Below are 20,348 nucleotides of genomic sequence, written 5' to 3' on the forward strand. Positions count from 1 at the left end.
TTGCGATGGGTGAGGCGACCAGGAGATCGTCCGTGCCGTCGCTCCACCGGGGGTGTCGACGACCGGCCGGCCGGCCGGTCACATGGCCCGACAGGTGTCGGGCCCTCACCCGAGTCCGTTTCCTCCTTCCGCCTCTCTCGTGGCTTCTTCGGTGAGGTCTTCCTCGGCGAGTGCCGGCATGCGCGGCGCCGGCACCGGGTTCTCCGGGTCGGCGGCGGCCGTCAGCAGCCGGGCGGCCACTCCGGCCGGCTCGTCGGGCGGAATCACCAGCAACTCTCAGCGTCCCACCGTTCCGCAGTCCGGGGTGGTGGCGTGCGCATCGGCGGCGAGGTCTGTTCGGACCCCACGTGGCCGGGCGCGATGATCGTCGACGGGGCGTCGGGCCGGGAGGCGGTCTCGTCTCATCGCGTCTGGTCGAGCATCTCCGAAAGGGCGCTCTTGATCCGCAGAGCCTTCTTGATCTCCTCGGGAAAACCTTCGAGCTTCTCGAACGCGGTGTTCGCACCCGTCCTGCCGAACAGGGCGACGGCGTCCTCCGTGTACTTGTCGAAGTCGGTGTCGAAGAAGAGACGGATCCTCCTCCAGCGCGGGTTCCGGGAAAGACGGGGCCGTACCACCCATGTTCCGGATGACCGGTCTCCTTGGGGAGGACGACTGCCTGCGGTCTGATCTCCATGTCGGCTCCTGCCGCGTTCCCAGGCCGGAACTCACCTCCAGCCTGGCACCCGACGGCTGGGTGTGCCTGCTGAGCGGGGTGGAGGCGATCACCGGCAACCGCGGCGACCAGCGCTGTTGATCCACGCATCGGGTGGCGACGACGTCAGTGCGTCAGGGCGACCTTGAGGACCACGATGAGCAGGCCGAGCACCAGGTTGACCGCTGCGGCGGTCACCACCGCGCGGCCTGTGGCCCCCGCGCGCACGGCAGCGACCGTGGACCAGCCGACATGACCGGCCAGCGCCACGGCCAGGGCCAGCCAAGCCGCCCCTCTCGGGCCGATGCCCAGCAGGGGGGTGACGGCGACGGCCGCGGCCGGTGGGACGGCCGCCTCGACGATGGGCCACTCGGCCACGCACACTCGCCGGATCTCGTTCACGCCCAGGGGCACGTACATGATCCTCGCCCCGAACAGCCGGGCGAGCACATGCGCCGCCCAGAACACCACCCCGGTGCTCAACAGCAGGAGGGCGAGTTCGAGCCGGGGAAAGGAACCGAGCGAGCCGGCCCCGACCACCACCGAGGCCGCGAGCAGCGAACCGTACACGGCTCCCGCGTAATCGCGCGGCTCCGCAGTGCCGGCGTGCGATATGAGCGGATCCTGCGCGGGAGGCCGACCTTCCATGCTTCCAGTGTGGTCAGGCCCCTTGTTCTCTGCACTGCCGCAGTGGATCAGCACGACCACCCGGGGAGGTGGACGCCCTGATCGGACACAGAGACCCCGGCGGGATTCGAACCTGGAACACTGCCCGCGCTGCTGAGCGCCCTCACCGGTCATCTCGGCCCCGTCACGCGCGTCGGGCTGGACACCACGGCCCGGGTAGGGCTCCCGACGCGGATCGTCGTCGACGACCGGGTGGTACACATCGACTGGTTCCGCCGGACACAGCACCCGAGGCCGCCCACGCTGCGATGGCCCAGGCCGTCCGGGCCGGCAACGTCACCCAGGCGAATCAGATGCTCATCGACACCGCGAGCGCGCAGGTGCCGCAGTGAGGTCAGCCGCGCCACTCCACGAGGAGCAGCGTCGCGTCATCCGTGGTGTGTCCGCCCCGCGCCTGCTTGAGGGTGTGGGACAGGGAGCGTGCCACCGCCCGGATTCCGCGGCCGGTTCTCTCCAACTGGTTCACCCAGTCGATCATCTGCTCCTCCCCGAACTCCTCCTTCCCGGCATCGTGCTCCTCGATCAGCCCGTCGGTGAAGCACAAGAGGCGGTCCCCCGGCTCCAGCTTCATCTCGCTCGTCAGCGGCTCCGGACCCCCGAGGCCGACAGGGAGGGTCGTCGGACCGGTCAGCCGCAGTGTGACGCGGTGATCACGGACGAGCATCGGTGACGGGTGCCCGGCGTTGACCCACTGGAGACGTCCCGTCGTGGTGTCCAGCTGCAGCATCTGCGCGGTGACGAAGTGCTCGGGGCCGAACTGGTCCGCCACAGCGCGGTCCATGAAGGCGTAGATCTCCGGCAGCCCGGTGCTGGCGCGGCGGGCGTGGCGGTAGGCGCCGATGGCCACGGTCGCCATCGTGGCCGCATCCAGTCCGTGCCCCATCGCGTCGATCATGGCCACGTGGAGGACGTCTCCGTTGAGTGCGTAGTCGAAGCTGTCACCCGCGACGTCATAGGCGGGTTCCAGGATGCCGGCCACTGCGACCCGAGGCATGATCATCGCCAGTGGTGGCAGCAGAGCCCACTGGATCTCGGCGGCGACGCTTATCGGTTCCCTGCGTCGGACACCGAAGAAGAGGTCGGAGTAGCCGTGCTTGGTCACGAGCAGGTCGGCCACGAGACCGGCGATCCTGTGCAGTATGCGGCGGTCGTCGTCATCGACGCTGTCCAGCGTCACTGCCATGACCCCGACCTGGTCGCCGCCGTCCAGTAGCGGCAGGAAGATGCGCACGCCATCGTCCTCGGACACCTCGACGGGGTGAGCGTCGAGAAAGCAGCGGCCCGCCTCGGACTCGTCGATCACCTGCGGTTCGCCGTTCGTGAGGCCGTCGCCGGGCAGGGGTACGAGCAGCAGTTGGCCGTAGTCCTGCAGCAGCACCTGCGGTCGGCGGCCCCCTAGCCGCTCCACCACGTCGGCGACCAAGGGTCCGATGAGATGGGGCGGTAGTTCATGCGCCCGATCGAGGATCTCTCCCAGCAGAGCTTCCCCGAAGCTCTCGGAGCGGTCCGCGCGCTGTACGGCCGTCATCCCCTCACCCGTCATCATCAGAGCCGATCGGAGCGGCGGGCCGGGGCGCAGGGTCTGGCAGTGTCATCGCTCCATCGAGGGGTCGTGGACGCCCCGGGGCGCTGGCCCCGTCACCCGGGCCCGTCCGGATCGGGCCCTCACCTGAGGCCGAACCCTCCTTCTGACTCCCATGTGTCCTGTCCGTCGAGGCCGCTCTCGGCGAGTGCCAGTAGGCGCGGAGCCGGCAGTGTGTTCCCGGGGTCGGCGGCAGCGGTCAGCAACCGGGTGGCCGCACCGGCCGGCTCGTCCGGGGGGATCACCAGCAGCTCCCAGCGGCCCACGGTGCCGCAGTCCACGGTGATGGCATGCGCCTCGGCGGCGAGGTCGGTCAAAACCACCTCGATCACATGGCCGGGCGCCATCACCTGCTGCGGGGCGTCGGGCCAGGCGGCGGTCTCCACGGTCACGCGGGTGACCGTGCCGATGCTCGGATCCAAGGAGCCGACCAGCGCGGGCAGCTCCAGTTCCAGTGCGTCGCAGCGCGGCCACCATGCGCCGTCCAGCGGGCCATGGCTGACGTCGGGCGTGAGGCGCAGCCGGGGCAAGGGCATCCGGTAGGAGTGTCCGTCGCCTGGCGCCGTACCTTCGGCGGGCTTCGTGATGGCGTTCATCATGCGAATCCCATTCCGGGCGGCTTTCGGCTGCCCGTGTCTGTCACTCGCCGGGAACGGCGCCGCCGTGGTCGTGCGCACGAAAGTTCTCGGTACCTGTCAGGCTACTCCCGGCCGTGGCAAGCGGAGTGGCGTGCAACCGTCGCGTCGGGACACGTCCGTACGGCGGACGACGGCAGGCGTGACCGCCCCGGCCGGTACGACCGTCGGCTCATCGCTGCTCTGCCAGATCATCGGCGTGCCAAGGGCTCCCCCTCTACGGACAGCGTCAACACGCAGGGGGCGACGGGGCCGGGCAGCCCGACGACCTCACCCAGCTTCTGCCAGCCCCAGAACGAGAAGGCGGCCCGTCCTGCCCGGTCGGCAGGATGCAGCAGGGTGACACCGAGGGAGGAGTGCAGGTCTGTGAGCAGACGCTGTTGCAGGCGGCGGGCGATCTCGCGGTGCTGAGCGTGCGGATGGGCCACGACCTGGGTGAGGACGACGAACCGTGCGCGGGAGGTGAGCCGCTGGATGATCTCCTGGAGCGTTCCGTCGAACCCCCGGCGGGCGGAGCCGTCAGGGCCCACCGGAAAACCGAAGGCGCAACCGACCAGCACCGTCGTCTCGGCGACCAGCAGGGCGAAGCCGGGGCGGTGGGCAGTGACCGCCAAACGGTGCAGGAAGTCTCCGCGGTCGTGGTTCGCCTCGCCGGCCGTGCCCGCGACGGACTCCGCAGCCAGGTCCGCGATGTCCTCGCGCATGTCCTCGGCCTGCCAGCGGGTCAGCCGGCGAAGGCGGATCCCGTCCCTGAGGACCGGCTGCCCCGGCCGACGAGCGGGGTCCTCGGGCGCCCGCGTCGCGGTACTCATGAGGCCACCGGATGCGGCGGGCGGGACGGGACTCACGGGGGCCGTAAGGAGCAGCGAAGCGGATCCGGTGGCATCGAGGAGCCGGGTGATCTGCGCGCACGGATGGTGCAGCCGCAGGCGAGCGTGGACCCGGCCAGCCCGCCGTGATGCCGACAGGAGGACGTCCAAGCCCCTGGCGTCACAGGAGCCGACCGTGGTCAGGTCGATGTCGATCACGGTGACACCGTCCAGCAGACATTGCTCCACTGCGGCCCGCAGCAGCGGCGTCGTGGCCGGCCCGATGTCGCCGGCAAGCGTGACCAGCGTCTGCTCTCCTCGGTTCCGCCGATGGATGTCCAGCCGGGAAAGGACCATCACGCCTCCCCTCGGCCGGGTTGCGGACCTGTACGGGTGCTCACCGCGGCCCCCAGTTTGCGCGGAGTTGCTTCGACCGCGGCGGCCATGATGCCGACCCGTCTCCGCGCCGACCACAGGGGCGGCCCGGGGTTCGTCTCTCGCCGAGGACGACCCGGCGGAGCGGCCGGAGTGCGTGGTGCCCTCGGTACTTCAACCGTACGTCGGCCGCAACGGGAAGTGGCTGCGCTGTACGTGTGCACCTCAGATGCCGAGGGCCGGCGGGGTAGGGGCGGGGCACCACCTCGCCGGCTCTGCCGGGGGTTCATGCCCGAGCACCACTCCAGGCACCGCTGCACGCCAATGGTCCACAGCGATCAAGTGCCACCGGATGCGCCGCTCCGGACACGGCACTGGCCACCGCGCCGTCTCCTTGCACACAGCGCAACACTGCCGCCCGCGATCGAAGCCGGACGGCAGCGCAGGCGGACGAATTGAATGCCAGCTCACTTCCGAACCCGCACGCGCCGCGACCTCCGCTCGCCGTGTCCCCGAGCCCATCCGAGCGAAACGTCCTACGCCCGGGTTCCTGGCCTGGCCGAGCGGTGGCGGAGCTGCAGCTTGTCCACGAGCCGGAGACCGCGTTTGCGTCGCTCGTTGAGGATGAAGAGCCTTCCGCCGACGAGGTGAGTGGTCGCCTTCCAGCCGAGACGTCGTCCCGCCTCCCGGGCAGCACGTCGGACGTCTTTCAGCTCGCCCATTGCCGCAAGATCGTCCGCGCCGAGGGCCAGCTGCCCGTAGTAGCCCTGGTACTCCGGCTTCAAAGCGCCCTGCATCAGCGACTCAAGCCGCTCCACCAGCTTCTCCTACCGACGCCGGGCCAGCTCGTCCTTCGCGGGGATATCGCACAGCTCCCCACCTCCGCCCGCAGCTCGGGTGTGCCATGTGTGTGCTGCGAGTGCGAAGGCCCTCCCGTCCGTCGGACGGGAGGGCCTCTGACCAGGTGTTTCTCTGTGCCCCCGGCAGGATTCGAACCTGCGACACCCGCTTTAGGAGTGGGATTGGATCCTTGCCGTGGGGTGCTCGGTGCTGCCAGGGGATGCTCTTTCCCCTGGTCGGCGTCGGGCGGTTGCCTACCCGGTCCTGCTCATGACGCCCCGTGCTGGGCAGTCCGCTCACGCATCGCTCACGCGTGGCCAGGGCGGGTTGGGCTGGGGCGCAGTTCACCGGTCCGTGAGAGCGGCACATCCTGACCCGATCTGTACGTTCCAGAAACTACGGCCGGGCTGTCACGTTGGTGATGGAGGAGGGACAGCCGGTTCGGTGGCGCAGACGGTGCCGCGGTCCTGGATGATCGCGCAGGCGCGGGCGTCCTCGGGGTTGTCAACTGCCACCATGCGGGTGTGTGCGTCGCGCCCGTACTGCTGGCGGTACTCCTCGGCATGACCTTGGTCGGGTGTGATGATCACGCGGTCACCGGTCGAGGTTTTGCTCATCTTGGCCCAGGCGGCACCGCATTGGGCGCTGTAGCGGAGCTCGATCACTGCGCCGTACTTGTTGCCGGTGTACGCCGTGACGGCGTCCTTGGAACAGATCGACTGGGCCGGTTCCAGCGAGGTGCATGCGGTGCCGTGGCAGCTGGCCGTGGGAGACGGCGGCGGCGCGGTGGGCGAGACGGAGGAAGCAGGTGGTGCGCCCTCTGTGCCGGAGGGGTCGTTCGCGTTGGCGTTGAGGGCCCAGAGTAAGAAAGCGCCGCCCGCGATGGTGGCGACAACGAGGCCGGAGACGGACAGCAGGGTTCCCCGTGACATGCGGCGACGGCCGTCCGGTGCGGGCGCTGCGTGTGCCGTTGCGGTGGTCGGAGCTGGCTCGGCCTGTTCGGTTCGGTCAGTGGACGGCTCGTGGCGTTGCTCCTCAGCCGGTTCAGAGGCCGTGGCCTGCGCTTGCCGTGCTTCCTGGACCGTCCACGCGGCGTCCCACAGGCCGAGGAGCTTCTTCCGGTTGACCACGCGGGGTGCCGCGTCGGCGAAGCTGATGAGCGCCTCCCGCCGGGGCAGTCTCATCTGGGTGCACCAGCGGTTCCAGGTGCTGGACGACGTGCTGGTCTTGCGCCCCATCACGTTGTAGGACCAGCCAAGTTCCGCCATGTACCGGCGGATCAGGTTCAGCAGCTCATCGAGTTCCGGTGTGGGTTCTGGCGCTTCGGCAGAGCCGTCCCGTGCTGTTTCATCGTGTCCTCCGCCCGTCCCGAACTGTCCCACAGCGCCCCCGGTGGCATTGAAACGTGCTGGTCAGCGGCTTGTACATCCTAATCTGACCCGTTGTCACCCAGACTCTAGCGCTGGCACGGCGGGATGGTCATCTTCCTCTCTCGAACGAGCGACAGGGCTCACCACAGCCCCGGTGTCGCGCCCCGGCTTCCACAGGTGCGCGGCACGGGCGGGACCGAGAGGACCGAGCAGTGAAGAAGACGACCAAGAAGACCGCCAGCTGGGCAGGCGCGGTGCTCGCGAGCGGAGGGATGCTCTTTGCCGGCATGACCGTCCTGCCAGCAGACGCGGCCTCCCCCGCCAGCTTCAGCGTCAAGGGTGTGGACACCAGTCACCACAACCACAGCGGGGGTGGGGCGATCGACTGGAACAAGGTCCGCTCCTCCGGACAGGCGTTCATGTTCGCCAAAGCGACGGAGGGCGCCGACTGGAGCGACCCTTGGTTCAGCCGCGACCTCCAAGGCGCCAAGCAGGCCGGGCTGATGCACGGCGCGTACCACTTCTACGGCCGCACCCCGGGCGCCGACCAGGCCCGCAACTTCGTCAACGCCGTGAAGGCCGCCGGTTACACCGGCAAGCGTGCAGGTGAGCTGCCGCCCGTGCTCGACCTGGAGCTGAACAAGAGCGGGAACTGCCCGGCCAACTTCAGCACCGCTGGCATCAGAGCGTTCCTCAACGTGATCAACACGCAGATGGGCGTCAAGCCGATCATCTACACCAACAAGCCGTTCGTCGACGCCTGCATGAACGGCGACGGGTCGATGTTCGCCGGCCACGTCCTGTGGCAGCCGCGCTACAAGAGCGGCTCGAACGAGCCCGCCGCCGTGCCGCGTGCTGGGCAGAGCTGGAAGATCTGGCAGTACACGGAGACCGGAACCGTGCCCGGCATCTCGTCGACGAACAGGGTGGACCTGAACGTCTTCCGAGGATCCCTAGCCGAGTTGCGACAGCTCGCCCACCTGAGTAGCGGGGGTGGCAGCACCACACCCGCCCCCCAGCAGCCGACCACACCACCGGTCACCGGGGCGCCGGTACTCAAGACGCAGAGCCGCGGCACCGACGTCGTCACCGCGCAGGAACTCCTGAAGGCGGTCGGCGCAGGCATCGACGCGGACGGTGTCTTCGGCCCGACCACGACGGCCGCAGTACGGTCCTTCCAGTCCGCCAAGAGGCTTCAGGCGGACGGCATCATCGGCCCTCGCACCTGGGGTGCGCTGCTCGTCACGGTGAAGGAGGGCAGCCGCGGCGCCGCTGTCAAGGCCCTGCAGCACCAGCTGAACGCCTCCGGCGCGCGGATCGACACGGACGGGGTATTCGGCCCCGCCACGACGGCCGCTGTCCGCTCCTTCCAGAGCGCCAAGGGGCTCCAGGCCGACGGCATCGCCGGCCCGCGCACCTGGAGCGCCCTGCTCGCCGACCGGGACGGCAGCGGAACGGACGTTCCGGCGGGTAGCGCCGTCGCTCTGGCGAAGCAGGTCCTCAAGGCACCGGGGATCAAGTTCGCCCGTGAGCACTCGGAGACCCGGCACCGCGGCTCCACCGCCTACGCCAACATCGTCGACATGGCCGCCGGCCGCGGCGCCCTCACCAGCCCCCAGAGCCACGTCGGGGCCAAGCGCGTACAGCTGGATGCCCGGATGCTCCGAGCCCTGCTCACCCTGCACGACAAGTACGGCTACCGGCTGCACATCACCGAGTTCGTCGGCGGCGTGCACAGCAAGAACTCCCGGCACTACCGCGGCCTCAGCTTCGACGTGAACGAGATCAACGGTCGGCACGTCGGCAGCGGCGCGCCGCACCGGGCACTGATGGCGGCCTGCTCGCAGCTCGGTGCCACCGAGGTCATCGGTCCGCCGTCCGCCGGCCACAAGACGCACGTCCACTGCGCCTGGAAGTAACCCAGTCACACCGCTGAGCGGGGGCGGGCGCGGTCGGCGCCCGCCCCCGCCGACGGCTCCAGATCCTTCACAAGTCCCAGTCCTCCTTGGAGAAGACCTTGACCGCTACACGGGCTTCGCACCGTGCCGCCCCCTCGCGCCGACCTGCCAGAGTGATCCGGCAGCTGCTCGGCTGGCTCCGTCGCCGTCCGCTGGCGATAGGCGTCACTGTTGTCGCCGCCATCACTCTGGCCGCGTCGGCCTACCAGAATGCCCAGGGACGTACCGACAACACACCGCCGTCGGCTGCCGCGCCGACCCTCGATGGCTGCGCGATGACCGAATGCCTTCCGCCCGGTGAAGACGTGGGCACCGGCAGCGAGGCCGAGGACATGGAAGCCCGCGGCGAGGCCGGCGCCGACACCGGAGCAGTCCCGACACAGACCCCACCTCCCGCACTGGCCGGGACGGAGGCACGCCAGCCCGGAACCGGGCCCCGTGCGTGGCCCCTCGTCAGGTCCGGCGCCGAGGGCGAGACTGTCGTCGCCATTCAGCTCCTGCTGGCAGCCCACGGGCACCGTACCGACGCTGACGCGGTCTTCGGCCCCGCGACGACTGCACAAGTGACCTCCTATCAGCGAGACCGCTCCCTCGCCGACGACGGCATCGTCGGCCCGGACACGTGGCACGCCCTGATTGTCAACGTTCGCGCCGGTGACCGAGGTCCTGCTGTGATGGCCGTCCAGCGTCTGCTCACCGCGCACGGCCATCCCGTGACAGCCGACGGAGTCTTTGGCCAGGAGACCACCCAGGCCGTGACCGCCTTCCAGACCGATCGTCATCTCGCCGCCGACGGCATCGTGGGCCCGGACACCTGGTCGGCCCTCGTCAACTTGGCGTGATCACCGCTGCCGAGAGGGACGGCCGTCGACAGGACGGCAGAGCGTCGGCCTGGCTGGCTTCGGGTTCGTCGAGGACTCCGAGCTTGACGAGGCGCTTCGGCCTGGAGCGGACGATCCAGCAACGATGAAGCAGCCATAGTCGACCGCCGGCCCCATGAACACCAGCATTCACCCGGGCCCAGCTGGAAATGGACATCGACTGTCCGGCCTGCCCTCTCCGCGATTCGCGCAGCTCCTTCACTGCGTCTGGCGCGCCTTTCAACTCCGTCGATATCATCGACGAACAGATCATCAAGATGGGGGACTTGACGAGTGGCCGCGCTGAACGGAGAGCCTGGCGCAGGTGCCCCAGGGGGCTGGACGCCGGTGGACGCCGACCGGCTGAAGCACCTGGAGTTCATTCAAGCGGTCATCACCCGCCTCGGCAACAACTCATTCCTCATCAAGGGCTGGGCGCTCACCCTGGCCGCCGGTTTCCTCGCGCTCTCGGTCAACCAGAAGAGCTGGCAGGTGGCGGGCACCGGCGTGGTGCCGTTGCTCGGCTTCTGGTTCCTTGATGGGTACTTCCTGCGGCAAGAGCGACTTTTCCGGCGGCTCTACGACGCCGTGCGCCGACCGGGCACCACGGTCGAGGTCCTGTCCATGAACGTGAGCCCGTATCTCGCGGACACCCCGCTGCGCGGCGCGGTCCTGTCTCAGACCCTCGTCCTGTTCTACGGGGCTCTGGTGGCAGCCGATCTTGTGCTCATCGCACTCTGGATCTGATCCGCTGGGCGAGTTCGTCCAGATCGGTCTCGTTCCGGGGCGGCTCTCGTGGGGGCCAGATCTCGCCCATGGCGTCCCCCGGCAGACGTGGCACCAAATGCACATGCGCGTGGAACACGGTCTGCGAAGCGACCTGTCCCGCCGAGTGGATGACATTCATGCCGGCGGGTTCGAGAACCACGCGTAGCGCTCTGCCGACCGCCAGTACGGTGCGCATCAGGTGCTGCACTTCCGCGTCGGCCATCTCCCAGAGATCCGCGGCATGGGTCCTGGGCACGACGAGGGTGTGCCCCCGGGTGGCCGGGGCCAGCGGAAAGAAGGCGACCGTGTGGTCGTCCTCGTAGACGACACGCGCACGGGAAGGATCTGCGACGATGCCGCAGAAGGCGCAGTTCCCATCGGGTGGTCTGTCATCGTTCCTCACGTGTCGCGCTGCCTCCTCTGATAAGACCGTGCCATGGGTGGGATCTTCATCAACTACCGCAGAGTTGAGCAGCACGAGAATGCCATCCTCGCGGTGCGCGACCGGCTCGCCGAGCACTTCGGTGCCGAGCAGGTGTTTCTCGACCAAGACTCGATCCCTCCCGGGGGACGGTACCCGGACGAGCTGCGCAAGGGCTTGGCCGACGCCGATGTCCTGCTGGCAGTGATCCATGAGGGCTGGGCGGCCGAGCGGGACGGGGACGGTGTTCGCAGGCTGTCCCGCGAGGACGACTGGGTCCGGATGGAGATCGAAACAGCGCTGCGGACCGACAAGACCGTCATCCCGTTGGTGCTGGCGGGAGCGAGACCGCCAACCGCCGATGAACTGCCGGACGCACTACGCGAGTTCGCCCTCAAGAACGCCTTCTTCCTGAGCCCCTTGGATAGCGAGCAATGGGTTCCCAGGCAGGAAGCGCTGATCGTCAAGCTCGAATCCCACGTCGCCCGCTCGTGGGAGCCCTATCCGCCTTCGGAGCCGGATCGGAGCCCGGTCAGCGGGCGTTGGCTGGCGGTCGGGACGGCCCTGGCCGCAGTAGTGGTCACCGGCTTGGCTTGGGTTGCCGCAGGCGACGCTCGCAGCAAGCCCTGGCCCGCCCTGGTGTCGATCGGGGCGATGTCCTTCGGTCTGCTCCTGGTCCTTACCCTGTGCGTCCCCCTGCGGGGTGCCTTCAACCGCTTCGAGTACTGGCTGCACGGCGTCTCGGAGCGGACGCGCCTCCTCCTGACATCCGGCCCTCTGATCGTTTTCTTCCTCCTTGTGCTAGCCGTCGCCTCCAACCTGTGGACCGGAGAAGTCGAGCCCGGGGTCGTGTTGTTCGCCGTGGTCTTCGCCTTCGCCCTGTTCCGGATGGCGATGCACATCGTCCAGGCTGACGCGAGGGAGCGGGAACGCTGGAACCAGTGGCCGGCCCGCCTGCCTCGGCGGGTGCCCCGCCGACTGCTGCGCCGGACGTTGGCCCGGCTGGAGGAACGGGCCGCCGGGTGGACGAACCCGCTCACGCGAGAGCAGCGCGACAAGGCGAATGTGGAGCTCATGGAGATCGAGAAGGCGCTGGACAGGCTGAGGGAGAAGACAGAGCGATCCCGGCTGCGCTGGCTGACCGAGGACATGCCCGGGCCCTTCGGCACGTACATGGTGTGGATCACGGCGAACACCGTGCTGACCCTCGCCTGGCCAGTCGGCGCGGTGACCCTCCCTCGGGTGGCCGCGGCGCTGGCGAGCCCGCTCGTCGCCTTGGCCACCATGGAGACGCTCTACCGACATCAGCTCTGGCTACGCCGGGAGTTGCAGGCGGAGATCGAGCCGCGTAGGGCCGCACTGGCGACGACGGTCGAAGAGCTGAGCTCCCCTGTCCGTACCAAGCTGACCCAGCCTTCCGCCGGACGTGACCACTGAGTCCCTCTCGGCGACGGGTGAAAACTGGCTGCTGATCAGCGAATGCACGGTAGCCCAAAACGCGATCTTCCTTTGACCCTGATCTTCATCGAGGGCCAGAAGGAGAGGGTGACCCAGGTGGAGGACTGGGCTGAGATCGCTGGCTGCACCGAGCCAAGGACATGCCGCTCGCTATAGCGGACGGCGCGGGGTTAGGGAGCGTCGATGTAGCAGCCGACCAGGACGGCGAGACTTTCGGAGCACCTGCGCCAGGAGGCCCCCGCGCCGCCGCCGTGATGGCGGCGGCGGGAGAACACTCTTACGGCGTGGCCAAGGTTTCTGGGCGGCGGATCACCGCCGAGATGCCGCGGATGCCCACTGCAGACCCATTCTCGTGCCGACATGCGCCACCAATTCGCAGGGCGCTGTCTTCGGGGCCCTGCAGGACCTGGGCGTGTTCGTCGTCCACGATCAGCTCGGCGAGAACCTGATCCTGATCCTTCAAGCGGTCTCCCCGAGCCGCGGAGACGGCGGTGTTGTCCTGGCAGCGGTCCGCCACGCGCCGCCAGCGGTCGGCAGAATCCGGATCACCGCTCCACATCCACAGACCTGCGGCTGCCCGGGCGACCTGGGTCATGAACTCGGTTCCGCCCACGTGGACCGAGCGTGCCTGCTTTGAGCCCGGCGACCCGGCCCACGCGTAGTCACCGATGACTGCTTCGAGGGCACCGTCCTTCCCATCGAAGATCAGGAGGCCAGCACCGCTACCCGTCGGCTCCTTGGCTGGTCTCACGAGATCCCGGCCCAGACGTTGCGCAGCGTGGTAGCCGATGCGGTTCAGTAGGTCGACGACGTCCTGCGGGGTGGTTCCCTCGTCCGTGTCGCCGTAGAGGACATCCACGCGTACCCCGCGCGACACTGCGGCCTGGATGGCGTCGCCGAGCTTTGACAGGCTCTCGACATTCACCGTGGGCGAGGCGATCAGGACGTGGTTCGCCGCTGTGGCCAGTGCCTCGGTGATCAGGAGTTGGTGAGACTCCTCGCCGGACACCTCCGAGAACAAGGCTGCTTTGATCGATTGTTCCGTGAAATCGTCACCGCCGTTCCCGAGAGGATCGGCTTCGTCCAGCCAGGGGAAAGAGGTGTCTGTCTGGGGGAGCGCTGGGGCCCCGACCGCGGAGGCCGGGGACCTCTGCCCCGCGATGCTCAGCGGTGTCGGGCGGTGCGCCTGGCCGGTGGCGGGCGGCGGAGCCGGCACCAGGGGTGATTCCTTACTGGCGGTCTGCGGCGCCGGCTGGAGGTTCGGGGCGGCCTCCAGCTCCTCCTGCCTGGTCTGTGCCACGGCCAGGATCTCGGCCGACAGCGCCTGGTGCCAGCTCCGGGGAAGCCCTGTAATGGCCCGGTCGGCGAGGTCGACGCGCACAGCGAGGTAGCGGCTGAATGTCACGAGCCTGGGCCGTCCGATGCTGCGCACCCATTCGCCGCTGGCGCGCGGCAGCAGCTTCTGGATCTGGGACTCATCCAGCGCGTTGCGCAGGATGCGCAGGGGAGTGGACGGGTTGAGGTCCGGCCGCGCCTCCTGCTTCGAGACGGTCGGAACTTCACCACGCCTGGCCAGTTGGCCTGCAGTGCGATCGAAGATGACCGTGCAGGGCGGGGCTGGAGCCACGACGACCGATGCCGGGTCCTTTCCCGACGAGCACGCCTGTTGCCCTTCGTCGGTAAGTACGAAAGTGGCTTCCCTGCCGCTGGTGACGGCGACCCAGCCAGCACCGACCAGAGTCACTACGGCTTCGACCATCAGTCGTTCGTGGACCCGGAAGGTGTCGCACAGCGAGGTCAGGGTTGCGCCCTGGTGGGGGGCGACACCAGCCTGCGCGGCGATCTCCTCCAGGACCCGCCGCTCCAGACGGCTGTACGGGCGGCCCCGGGCCACGCTGAAGTTGACGCTGAACATGCTCACAGGTACGAGGACGATCACGAGTTCTCCCTGAGGTCAGCCGGGATACGCACAGCCCTGCCGTCCAGGAACCATTCGTCGAGCAGGGTGACGATCTTCTTGAAGGACCACAGGGGCTGGGACTCATCCGCAAGAGGCACTGCCTGCACCTGGTGGAGGAAGAAGTCCCAGGACCCGACGAGGATCAACAGGCGCTCCGCCCGCGAGAGGAGCACGTTCATCCGGCCCGGGTCGTCGAGGAACCCCAGGCCGCGGCCGATTTCCTCCTCGTTGTTGCGGACCAGGCTGATGGCGACGACGTCCGCCTGGTTGCCCTGGAAGGAGTCGACGGTGTGGGCGGGGAACCGGTTGCCGTCGATCGCTTCGGCTTTGAGACCGAGCTGGACCTGTAGTCCGGCAGGTAGGGGCGTGCCCCGCAACTGCTGGCTGAGCAGGCTCACCTGCCGGGAGTACGGGGCCAGCACCGCGAGCTTGCCCTGGCACCCGCTATCCGGTCCCAGGGCCCGGAGGAAGTTGGCGAGCGCGCGCGCCTCTGCTGGATTGGTATACGGCGACTGGCCGCTGTTCGGGCCGACCTCGCGGGTGGCGGCGTCGTTGCGGCACCACGGTACGTCGAGCCAGACCACGGCCCGGTCACGGATGCCGTGCGGGGTGTGGAAGCCGTGGCGCACGCGCTCCACCGGTTCGTCCTTCTTGTCCAGGGTGCGGTTCACCAGTCGCCCCTGGTAGTACGCCTCGGAGATGAGCCGGCCGATGTCCGGGTGCATGCGGTGCTGGCCGATCAACTGCCCCGCGGACGCTCCCTTTGCTTCGGTGTCCGTGACGAGACGGTCGGAACCCGTGGCCACGGCGCAGTACTCGTACAGGCGGTGGAAGGTCCTCAGCCACTCCTTGGCGTACTCGCGGAACTCATCCCGGTCTGTCTGGCTGCGCCGTTCCCACGAGTCGAGCCATTCCTGGTCGAGCAGGCCGGACGCCCTCATTTTGAGGCGGCTGAGGGTCTGCGCCACCGGGTTCAGCTTCTCGATTCCCTGCTGGTAGTCCTCGTACCGGTAGGGATCCAGTTGCTTGTGGTCGCCGATCAGCAACCAGCGGTGACCTGCCTGCAGTGGCAGCGCGAGGTCGAACGCGTGCGCCTTGCCCGCTTCCTCGACGATCGACCAGTCGAACGCTTGGCCTGCTGCGAGGGCGACCAGGTCGCCGGCACTGGTGGTGCAGTACGTGAGGTTCGCGCCGCGTTTGACCAGTTCGACGAAGTCCGACGAGCGGCGGCCGAGATCCCCCTGCTCCTGCATCATGTTGATCTCACCGACCATGGCCTTCGCGTCCTCCAGCCAGGCGAGCTGAACCTCGCTGGGGGAACTCATGGCGCTGAGCTGGGAGATGCTGCGTTGGAGCACTTGCCTGGCCACGCCCTCGACACCGTCCTCCGGCAGTGCGGTTCCGGCTTTGTGGGATCCCCGCAGCCGGATCTGCAGCGGCCTGTCGGCTTCGGGTACGTCCTGGAACGCCTCACCCACCTTCGACCTGAGCACGTCGACGGCTCCGTGGGCCTGGGCCGTGACCAGTACCTGGACGACGGGATCCTCTGCGAGGATCTCACGCAGCAGCCAGGCGACGAGGGTGGTCTTGCCTGTACCGGGCGGCCCTTGCAGCGTGTAGATGGGCCGCACCCGGAGGATGTCCTCGATGCTGGCCCGTTTGGGCTCGTCGACCCGTTCGTGGGGGAGCTCGACGGGAAGCTCGGAAGCGCCCGTGTCCATGCGGACGTGGCTCGGAGTGGCCAGCGACCGCAGGAGATATCCGTGCTGGTCGAGGGCGTCGATGGCCTTCTTACGACGCCGGAACAGGCTGATCTGGCCGGGCATGCCGGCGCTGCGAAGGAATCCCTCCGTCTCCAGTTTTACTCGACCCTTGCTCAAGCCGGGGCGGCTGAGTGTGACGAACTCTGTCGCCTGGTCCATGGCATCGACCTGCCACACGTTGCCGTCGTCGTCGGAATGGGGATCCCGCGGCGGGAGTTTCAAACGGGCGCCGTCGCGGGCTCCCGACAGGATGACCTTGGACCGGTCGCTGCCCCGAACCTCCTTCTGCAAGAAGTCGATCAAGTCCACTTGGAACGCTTCGAAGACTTCGTGTCCTTCCGGGCGCGCGCGCTCCTTGACCACGGCCCACTCCACCCCGTCCTCCAGCCACGGGCCGCGGACGACCTCGTACGGGAAGATTTGTGAGTCGAGGAGAAGCAGCTCGATCTGGTTGCTCACACGGACGAACTCGTGGAAGCGACTGAGCTCGCGTGAGATCTGCGCACTGCGGTCGATCTTCGGCAGCACGGGCTCCCATGACGTGGCGTTCTGCGCGATCGTACGGTCGCGGGCCACCTCGTCCCTGGCATAGGCGAACACGCGGCCGGGCGGGAGTTCGCGGAAGCTGTCGTCGCCCTCGCTGAAGAGTAGTGGCTGGGCGGACCGGCAGTCCGCGACCTGCCAGCTGGACGTGCCGTCCTTCCCCCGGTGCGTCGTGATCTTCAGACTGAGCCTGCCGCCGACGAGGATGAAGTACGGCCTGCCTGGGACGGCGTACAAAAGAGGCTTCTGCAGGTCCTGGCGGACGAACTCGCATGCCTCCTTTCGGTGGACCGGATCCCCGGGGATAAAGGTCCCCATGGTGTCGAGCCGCAAGTGGTCGCGCAGCCCGCTCTCCATCAGATGATCGATGAACTCCAGCCGCCGCAGGTCGAGGGCCAGGACGTACTGCACGTCCTCCTGCTGGGTGCGCAGGGGGTTTGCCAGGGCCCGCGTGATGTCCTGGATACGACTGATGATGTCGTACGGCGCGGTCAGGCGCTCCAGTGGATCTGCGGCGACGAGGTCCAGCAGCAGCTTGCGCTCGGCCTCGGTCAGCTCGTGCTTGGCGGTGTCGATGGCCTTGAGTACCCGTGCATGACGCTCGGGCGGGGCATTGGTGGTGAAGCGTTCCAGGTCGAGCAGCAGCCGTGCGCAGAGGATGCCAAGGGCGAACCAGTCGTCGTCCTGCCGCCAGGCGGTCAAGCCTCCCGCAGTGCGCTCCGGCGGAACCGGCCAGCCGTCAGGAGGCTGGGTCCCCACCGGACGGCCTAGTTTGACGGACCATTCGAAGCCGCCGAGCCGAAGGGATTCGGCGCCGAGGTCCTCGTCGAAGAAGATGGAATCGAGGTCCACGCCCCGGTGCAGGACCTGTCGCTCGTGCAGCAGGTTCAGCCCTGTGGCGACGCGCCGTAAGCCGCTCCACAGTTGTTCGCGTGCGGCCGTCCCGCGGTTCGAGAGCCACGGGTAGCGGGCGCGGTGCTGCAGTGCGTCGGCTACCCGCTTGTAGCCCGGCGCCTCCAGGACCATGACGAAGCACCGGTGGTCCCGGTCGAGGCCGGCGTCCTTGAGTACGACCAGTGCGTCGTCCGACCTCGGGCTGCTCGCGACCTTGTACAGAGTGCGCAGTTCCTGGTCCCACAGGGCGCGTTGCACCCGGTCCGGTTGCTCGCCCTCGTACGTCCATGTCTTGAGCAGGTACGTGTATCCGTCGCTGAACGCCTCCCAGACCTGAGATTCGCCATCACCTGCATGTGGACCATCGGTAATTTCGTACTTGTTCCGCAGAAGCAACGTCCCGACGGTGGGAGTTGTCATGCATCCACCTTCACGAGCTGGAGAGCGGGTGAGTAGACACCGCGGCGGCCCGACTCGGCCGCACGGGTGAAATGTGATCGTACTCACGCTTGCTGACCACTGCGGTCGGTTCCGAATATGCGCTCTTGTCGGCGTTGGTATCGACCTGGCGCGCTTGCGCTGCTCTTGGCGATGCCTGCCGTCTGGTGCGCCGACCATCTGTAGCCTCAGCAAGCGGTAGCAGATGCCCTCATTCGCTTGAAGTGTGAGCATCGGTGCACCCATTCTCTTGATTTTCGCGCACAGTTCGGGGCTTCCTGGTATCGTCCGATCCGTGGAAATCACTCTGCAGCAGGCAGTGAGTGATCTCCGGCGGGCGCTGGAGATCATCCGGGACGTCGCGCGTGATGTGTACGCGACCAACGCCGACCGTCATGACCCGTCGCACGGGGACGACAACGGCACCTTCGCTCAGCTGGTCTGGCGGAACATCGCCAACCTCTCCTTCAAGAAGCTCAACGAAGCAGGGATTCCGGTCCGAAAGGTCGCCGGCGGGGCCATCGAGGTCACCTCCGGATGTTGGGTCGTGAGGATCTACAAGTTCCCGCTGGTCGCCCCTGACAAGGTGCGGGACAAGCTCGAACAGCTCAGTTGGGACGGCAGCGCCGCTCGACTGAGAGGCGCCGTGCTGAACGGTGCGCCGAAGGATCAGTTGGCGTTCGACCAGGACCCGGACTGGGCCGAGAGCTTCGCTGAGGCCGTTCGACAGGGGCATGTTCGGATCATGCACACGGGTGACCCGGAGACGGGAAACTGCGTCATCGAGGTGGGGCTTCCACGAGACAACCGAGAAGGCGGTTCACCCTGGCTTGATGGCACCGTCGAGATCCACAATGATCTCCAGCTGAGCCTCCCGGCTCCGCGGTCGACCGAGGACATGCTCGTCGACCTGGGTGGGCTACCCCCAGAGGGAGTTTCGGATCGAGACGGCCAACTGCCGTCTGAAACGGATTCGGACGAGGATCGACCCGCTGCGGGGAAGGCACCGAAGGCACCCGACCATACCGACCTCGAAGAGAACGACCTGCCGCTTCGCCGGCGCACCGAAGAGACGCGCGACGAGCGCGAGAACACAGACTGAGAAATCCATGCCGACACCGCCGCGAGGATCGAGAGGCGCTGAGCTCGCCTCCCGCTCCTTCGAACCCGAAGCTCTGACTACGGCCCGACAGCTTCGAGGGCTGCGCAAGAACGAGCTTGCCAGGAAGGTGGATCTCACGCCGGCAGCGGTCAGTCAGTACGAGCTGGGCCAGAGTCGGCCTTCGGCCACGGTCGTTGCGCAGCTGGCCATGGCCTTGGGGGTGCCCGCCACGTTCTTCGCCACGGGGCACCCGCACCCAACGGTGCCCAGCGCCGCCCACTTCCGAAGTCTTAGGGCGACAACGCAGCTGCAGCGGGATCAGGCGGTAGCGTTCGGCAAGATCGTCTGGCGGCTGGTTACGACCGTCGAGCACTACGTGGAGCTTCCCCCTGCGGCACTGCCGCGATTGGCCCTGCCGGCCGAGCCGAGCAGGGCGGACATCGCGGCCGTGGCCCGCGATGCGCGCGATGCCATGGGGGTGCCCAGCGGCCCAATTCCCCATGTGACCCGACTGCTCGAAGCCCATGGCGCCGTGGTCCTGGAGCTACCGGCTATGTCCAAACGGGTGGACGCCTTCTCGCACTGGTACGGGAGCAGGCCGTTGGTCTTCCGGAACCCTGCCAAGAACGACAAGGCTCGGTCGCGATTCGATGCGGCCCACGAGGCTGGGCACTTGGTCATGCACCTTGACGCTGAGCCTGGCAGCCGCATTATCGAGAACCAGGCGCATGACTTCGCTGCTGAGTTCTTGATGCCCAGCGCTGAGATCCTTGCGGAGTTGCCGCAGAGGCTTGACTGGGAGGCGCTCTACGGGCTGAAGCGACGGTGGGGGACTTCTCTCAAGGCTCTCGTCTACCGTGCCCATGCTCTCGGTGCCTTCCGGGACACGACGTACAAGCGTGCCATGATGATGCTCTCTCAGCACGGCGATCCCGAGCCTTGCGACCTCGGACCTCGTGAAGCGCCTCTGCTGCTGGAAAAGGCGGTCCGCCTCTGTGAGGAGACGGGCGTTTCATTTGATGATCTTGTCTCCCGCTCGGGCCTGCCGTTCGATCTTGCGAACGAGGTCTACGCGACTGCGACCATGACGAGACCACGCCTCGTCCTGGATGCATCCGAGGAGGGTGCGGCGTCGCCGGACACCTCTGACGTGCTGACGCTTTTCCCAGGTTGATGTTTGCTGCTATCTGG

General features: G+C 67.8%; 18 protein-coding genes and 1 pseudogene. 8 read left to right on the forward strand and 11 right to left on the reverse strand.

Translation table 11 applies throughout. The annotated features are described in order from the left end of the window. Positions 1-105 precede the first annotated feature (105 nt). Positions 106-273, reverse strand: coding sequence for a hypothetical protein (locus tag OO52_RS51995; protein WP_199819913.1), 168 nt, complete (start codon positions 271-273; stop codon positions 106-108). 128 nt (positions 274-401) lie between these two features. Further along, positions 402-617: a hypothetical protein gene (locus OO52_RS09735; RefSeq protein WP_031029616.1), complete on the reverse strand. Its 216-nt coding sequence runs from the start codon at positions 615-617 to the stop codon at positions 402-404. 11 nt (positions 618-628) lie between these two features. Between OO52_RS09735 and OO52_RS51445 the strand changes: the two genes are divergently transcribed. Continuing rightward, the gene (locus tag OO52_RS51445; protein ID WP_167347901.1) at positions 629-796 is read left to right on the forward strand and encodes a hypothetical protein; all 168 of its coding nucleotides are present in this window, start codon (positions 629-631) and stop codon (positions 794-796) included. A gap of 24 nt (positions 797-820) precedes the next feature. On the opposite strand, the gene OO52_RS09740 is transcribed toward OO52_RS51445, so the two are convergent. Continuing rightward, positions 821-1,342 carry a hypothetical protein gene (locus OO52_RS09740; protein WP_030642826.1) on the reverse strand — a complete coding sequence of 174 codons (522 nt, stop codon included), beginning with the start codon at positions 1,340-1,342 and terminating at the stop codon, positions 821-823. A 120-nt stretch (positions 1,343-1,462) separates the two neighbouring features. On the opposite strand from OO52_RS09740, the pseudogene OO52_RS52570 reads away from it, so the two are divergent. Then, positions 1,463-1,713: pseudogene (locus OO52_RS52570) on the forward strand (DUF5994 family protein); the annotation flags it as partial. Positions 1,714-1,715: 2 nt separating this feature from the next. Here the strand turns inward: OO52_RS52570 and OO52_RS09745 are convergent. From OO52_RS09745 to OO52_RS09765, 5 genes are all read right to left on the reverse strand, one after another. Then, positions 1,716-2,909: a PP2C family protein-serine/threonine phosphatase gene (locus tag OO52_RS09745; protein WP_030642824.1), complete on the reverse strand. Its 1,194-nt coding sequence runs from the start codon at positions 2,907-2,909 to the stop codon at positions 1,716-1,718. A gap of 137 nt (positions 2,910-3,046) precedes the next feature. Then, the gene (locus OO52_RS09750; RefSeq protein WP_234337973.1) at positions 3,047-3,559 is read right to left on the reverse strand and encodes a DUF5994 family protein; all 513 of its coding nucleotides are present in this window, start codon (positions 3,557-3,559) and stop codon (positions 3,047-3,049) included. A 230-nt stretch (positions 3,560-3,789) separates the two neighbouring features. Then, entirely contained in the window at positions 3,790-4,764 is a 975-nt protein-coding gene (locus OO52_RS47030) for an STAS domain-containing protein (RefSeq protein ID WP_078876766.1), read from the reverse strand. 554 nt (positions 4,765-5,318) lie between these two features. Next, complete coding sequence (locus OO52_RS09760; protein WP_234339446.1) at positions 5,319-5,600, reverse strand: hypothetical protein; 282 nt, start codon at positions 5,598-5,600, stop codon at positions 5,319-5,321. A 432-nt stretch (positions 5,601-6,032) separates the two neighbouring features. Then, positions 6,033-7,004, reverse strand: a complete 972-nt coding sequence (locus OO52_RS09765; protein WP_158712483.1) for a DUF2690 domain-containing protein — start codon at positions 7,002-7,004, stop codon at positions 6,033-6,035. Between the two features lie 200 nt (positions 7,005-7,204). Here OO52_RS09765 and OO52_RS52000 point away from each other — a divergent pair, with 200 nt between their 5' ends. The 3 genes from OO52_RS52000 (at position 7,205) to OO52_RS09785 (ending at position 10,557) form a co-directional block, all read left to right on the forward strand. Then, positions 7,205-8,911 carry a GH25 family lysozyme gene (locus OO52_RS52000; protein WP_078876768.1) on the forward strand — a complete coding sequence of 569 codons (1,707 nt, stop codon included), beginning with the start codon at positions 7,205-7,207 and terminating at the stop codon, positions 8,909-8,911. Between the two features lie 152 nt (positions 8,912-9,063). Continuing rightward, positions 9,064-9,792 (forward strand): peptidoglycan-binding domain-containing protein, encoded by a 729-nt coding sequence (locus OO52_RS09780; protein ID WP_051818301.1) that lies wholly within the window; start codon positions 9,064-9,066, stop codon positions 9,790-9,792. Between the two features lie 312 nt (positions 9,793-10,104). Beyond that, positions 10,105-10,557, forward strand: a complete 453-nt coding sequence (locus OO52_RS09785; protein ID WP_234339448.1) for a hypothetical protein — start codon at positions 10,105-10,107, stop codon at positions 10,555-10,557. Here OO52_RS09785 and OO52_RS09790 read toward each other — a convergent pair. Beyond that, on the reverse strand, positions 10,538-10,981 hold the full coding sequence (locus tag OO52_RS09790; RefSeq protein WP_030642813.1) for an HIT family protein: 444 nt from the start codon (positions 10,979-10,981) through the stop codon (positions 10,538-10,540). The two genes, OO52_RS09785 and OO52_RS09790, sit on opposite strands and share 20 nt — an antisense overlap. 33 nt (positions 10,982-11,014) lie before the next feature. Here OO52_RS09790 and OO52_RS46005 point away from each other — a divergent pair, with 33 nt between their 5' ends. Beyond that, a complete protein-coding gene (locus OO52_RS46005; RefSeq protein WP_051818299.1) occupies positions 11,015-12,436 on the forward strand; it encodes a toll/interleukin-1 receptor domain-containing protein in 1,422 nt (473 codons plus the stop codon). Between the two features lie 298 nt (positions 12,437-12,734). On the opposite strand, the gene OO52_RS09800 is transcribed toward OO52_RS46005, so the two are convergent. Together OO52_RS09800 and OO52_RS09805 are read right to left on the reverse strand one after the other, a co-directional pair. After that, entirely contained in the window at positions 12,735-14,396 is a 1,662-nt protein-coding gene (locus tag OO52_RS09800) for a hypothetical protein (RefSeq protein ID WP_030642809.1), read from the reverse strand. Then, complete coding sequence (locus OO52_RS09805; RefSeq protein ID WP_158712484.1) at positions 14,393-18,301, reverse strand: AAA domain-containing protein; 3,909 nt, start codon at positions 18,299-18,301, stop codon at positions 14,393-14,395. The genes OO52_RS09800 and OO52_RS09805 overlap by 4 nt, the downstream gene beginning before the upstream one ends. A gap of 49 nt (positions 18,302-18,350) precedes the next feature. Here OO52_RS09805 and OO52_RS09810 point away from each other — a divergent pair, with 49 nt between their 5' ends. Next, positions 18,351-19,157, forward strand: coding sequence for a hypothetical protein (locus tag OO52_RS09810; protein ID WP_030642806.1), 807 nt, complete (start codon positions 18,351-18,353; stop codon positions 19,155-19,157). 7 nt (positions 19,158-19,164) lie between these two features. Beyond that, positions 19,165-20,331 (forward strand): XRE family transcriptional regulator, encoded by a 1,167-nt coding sequence (locus OO52_RS09815; protein ID WP_063738780.1) that lies wholly within the window; start codon positions 19,165-19,167, stop codon positions 20,329-20,331. Positions 20,332-20,348: the final 17 nt, after the last annotated feature.

The organism is Streptomyces flaveolus (assembly GCF_000716535.1).
Lineage (GTDB): Bacteria > Actinomycetota > Actinomycetes > Streptomycetales > Streptomycetaceae > Streptomyces > Streptomyces flaveolus_A.

Coding starts and splice junctions, on each gene's coding strand:
- OO52_RS47030 (WP_078876766.1), bottom strand. CDS start 4,764: ATGGTCCTTTCCCGGCTGGACATCCATCGGCGGAACCGAGGAGAGCAG.
- OO52_RS09740 (WP_030642826.1), bottom strand. CDS start 1,342: ATGGAAGGTCGGCCTCCCGCGCAGGATCCGCTCATATCGCACGCCGGC.
- OO52_RS09815 (WP_063738780.1), top strand. CDS start 19,165: ATGCCGACACCGCCGCGAGGATCGAGAGGCGCTGAGCTCGCCTCCCGC.
- OO52_RS09745 (WP_030642824.1), bottom strand. CDS start 2,909: ATGACGGCCGTACAGCGCGCGGACCGCTCCGAGAGCTTCGGGGAAGCT.
- OO52_RS09750 (WP_234337973.1), bottom strand. CDS start 3,559: ATGAACGCCATCACGAAGCCCGCCGAAGGTACGGCGCCAGGCGACGGA.
- OO52_RS46005 (WP_051818299.1), top strand. CDS start 11,015: ATGGGTGGGATCTTCATCAACTACCGCAGAGTTGAGCAGCACGAGAAT.
- OO52_RS51445 (WP_167347901.1), top strand. CDS start 629: ATGACCGGTCTCCTTGGGGAGGACGACTGCCTGCGGTCTGATCTCCAT.
- OO52_RS09805 (WP_158712484.1), bottom strand. CDS start 18,301: ATGGGTGCACCGATGCTCACACTTCAAGCGAATGAGGGCATCTGCTAC.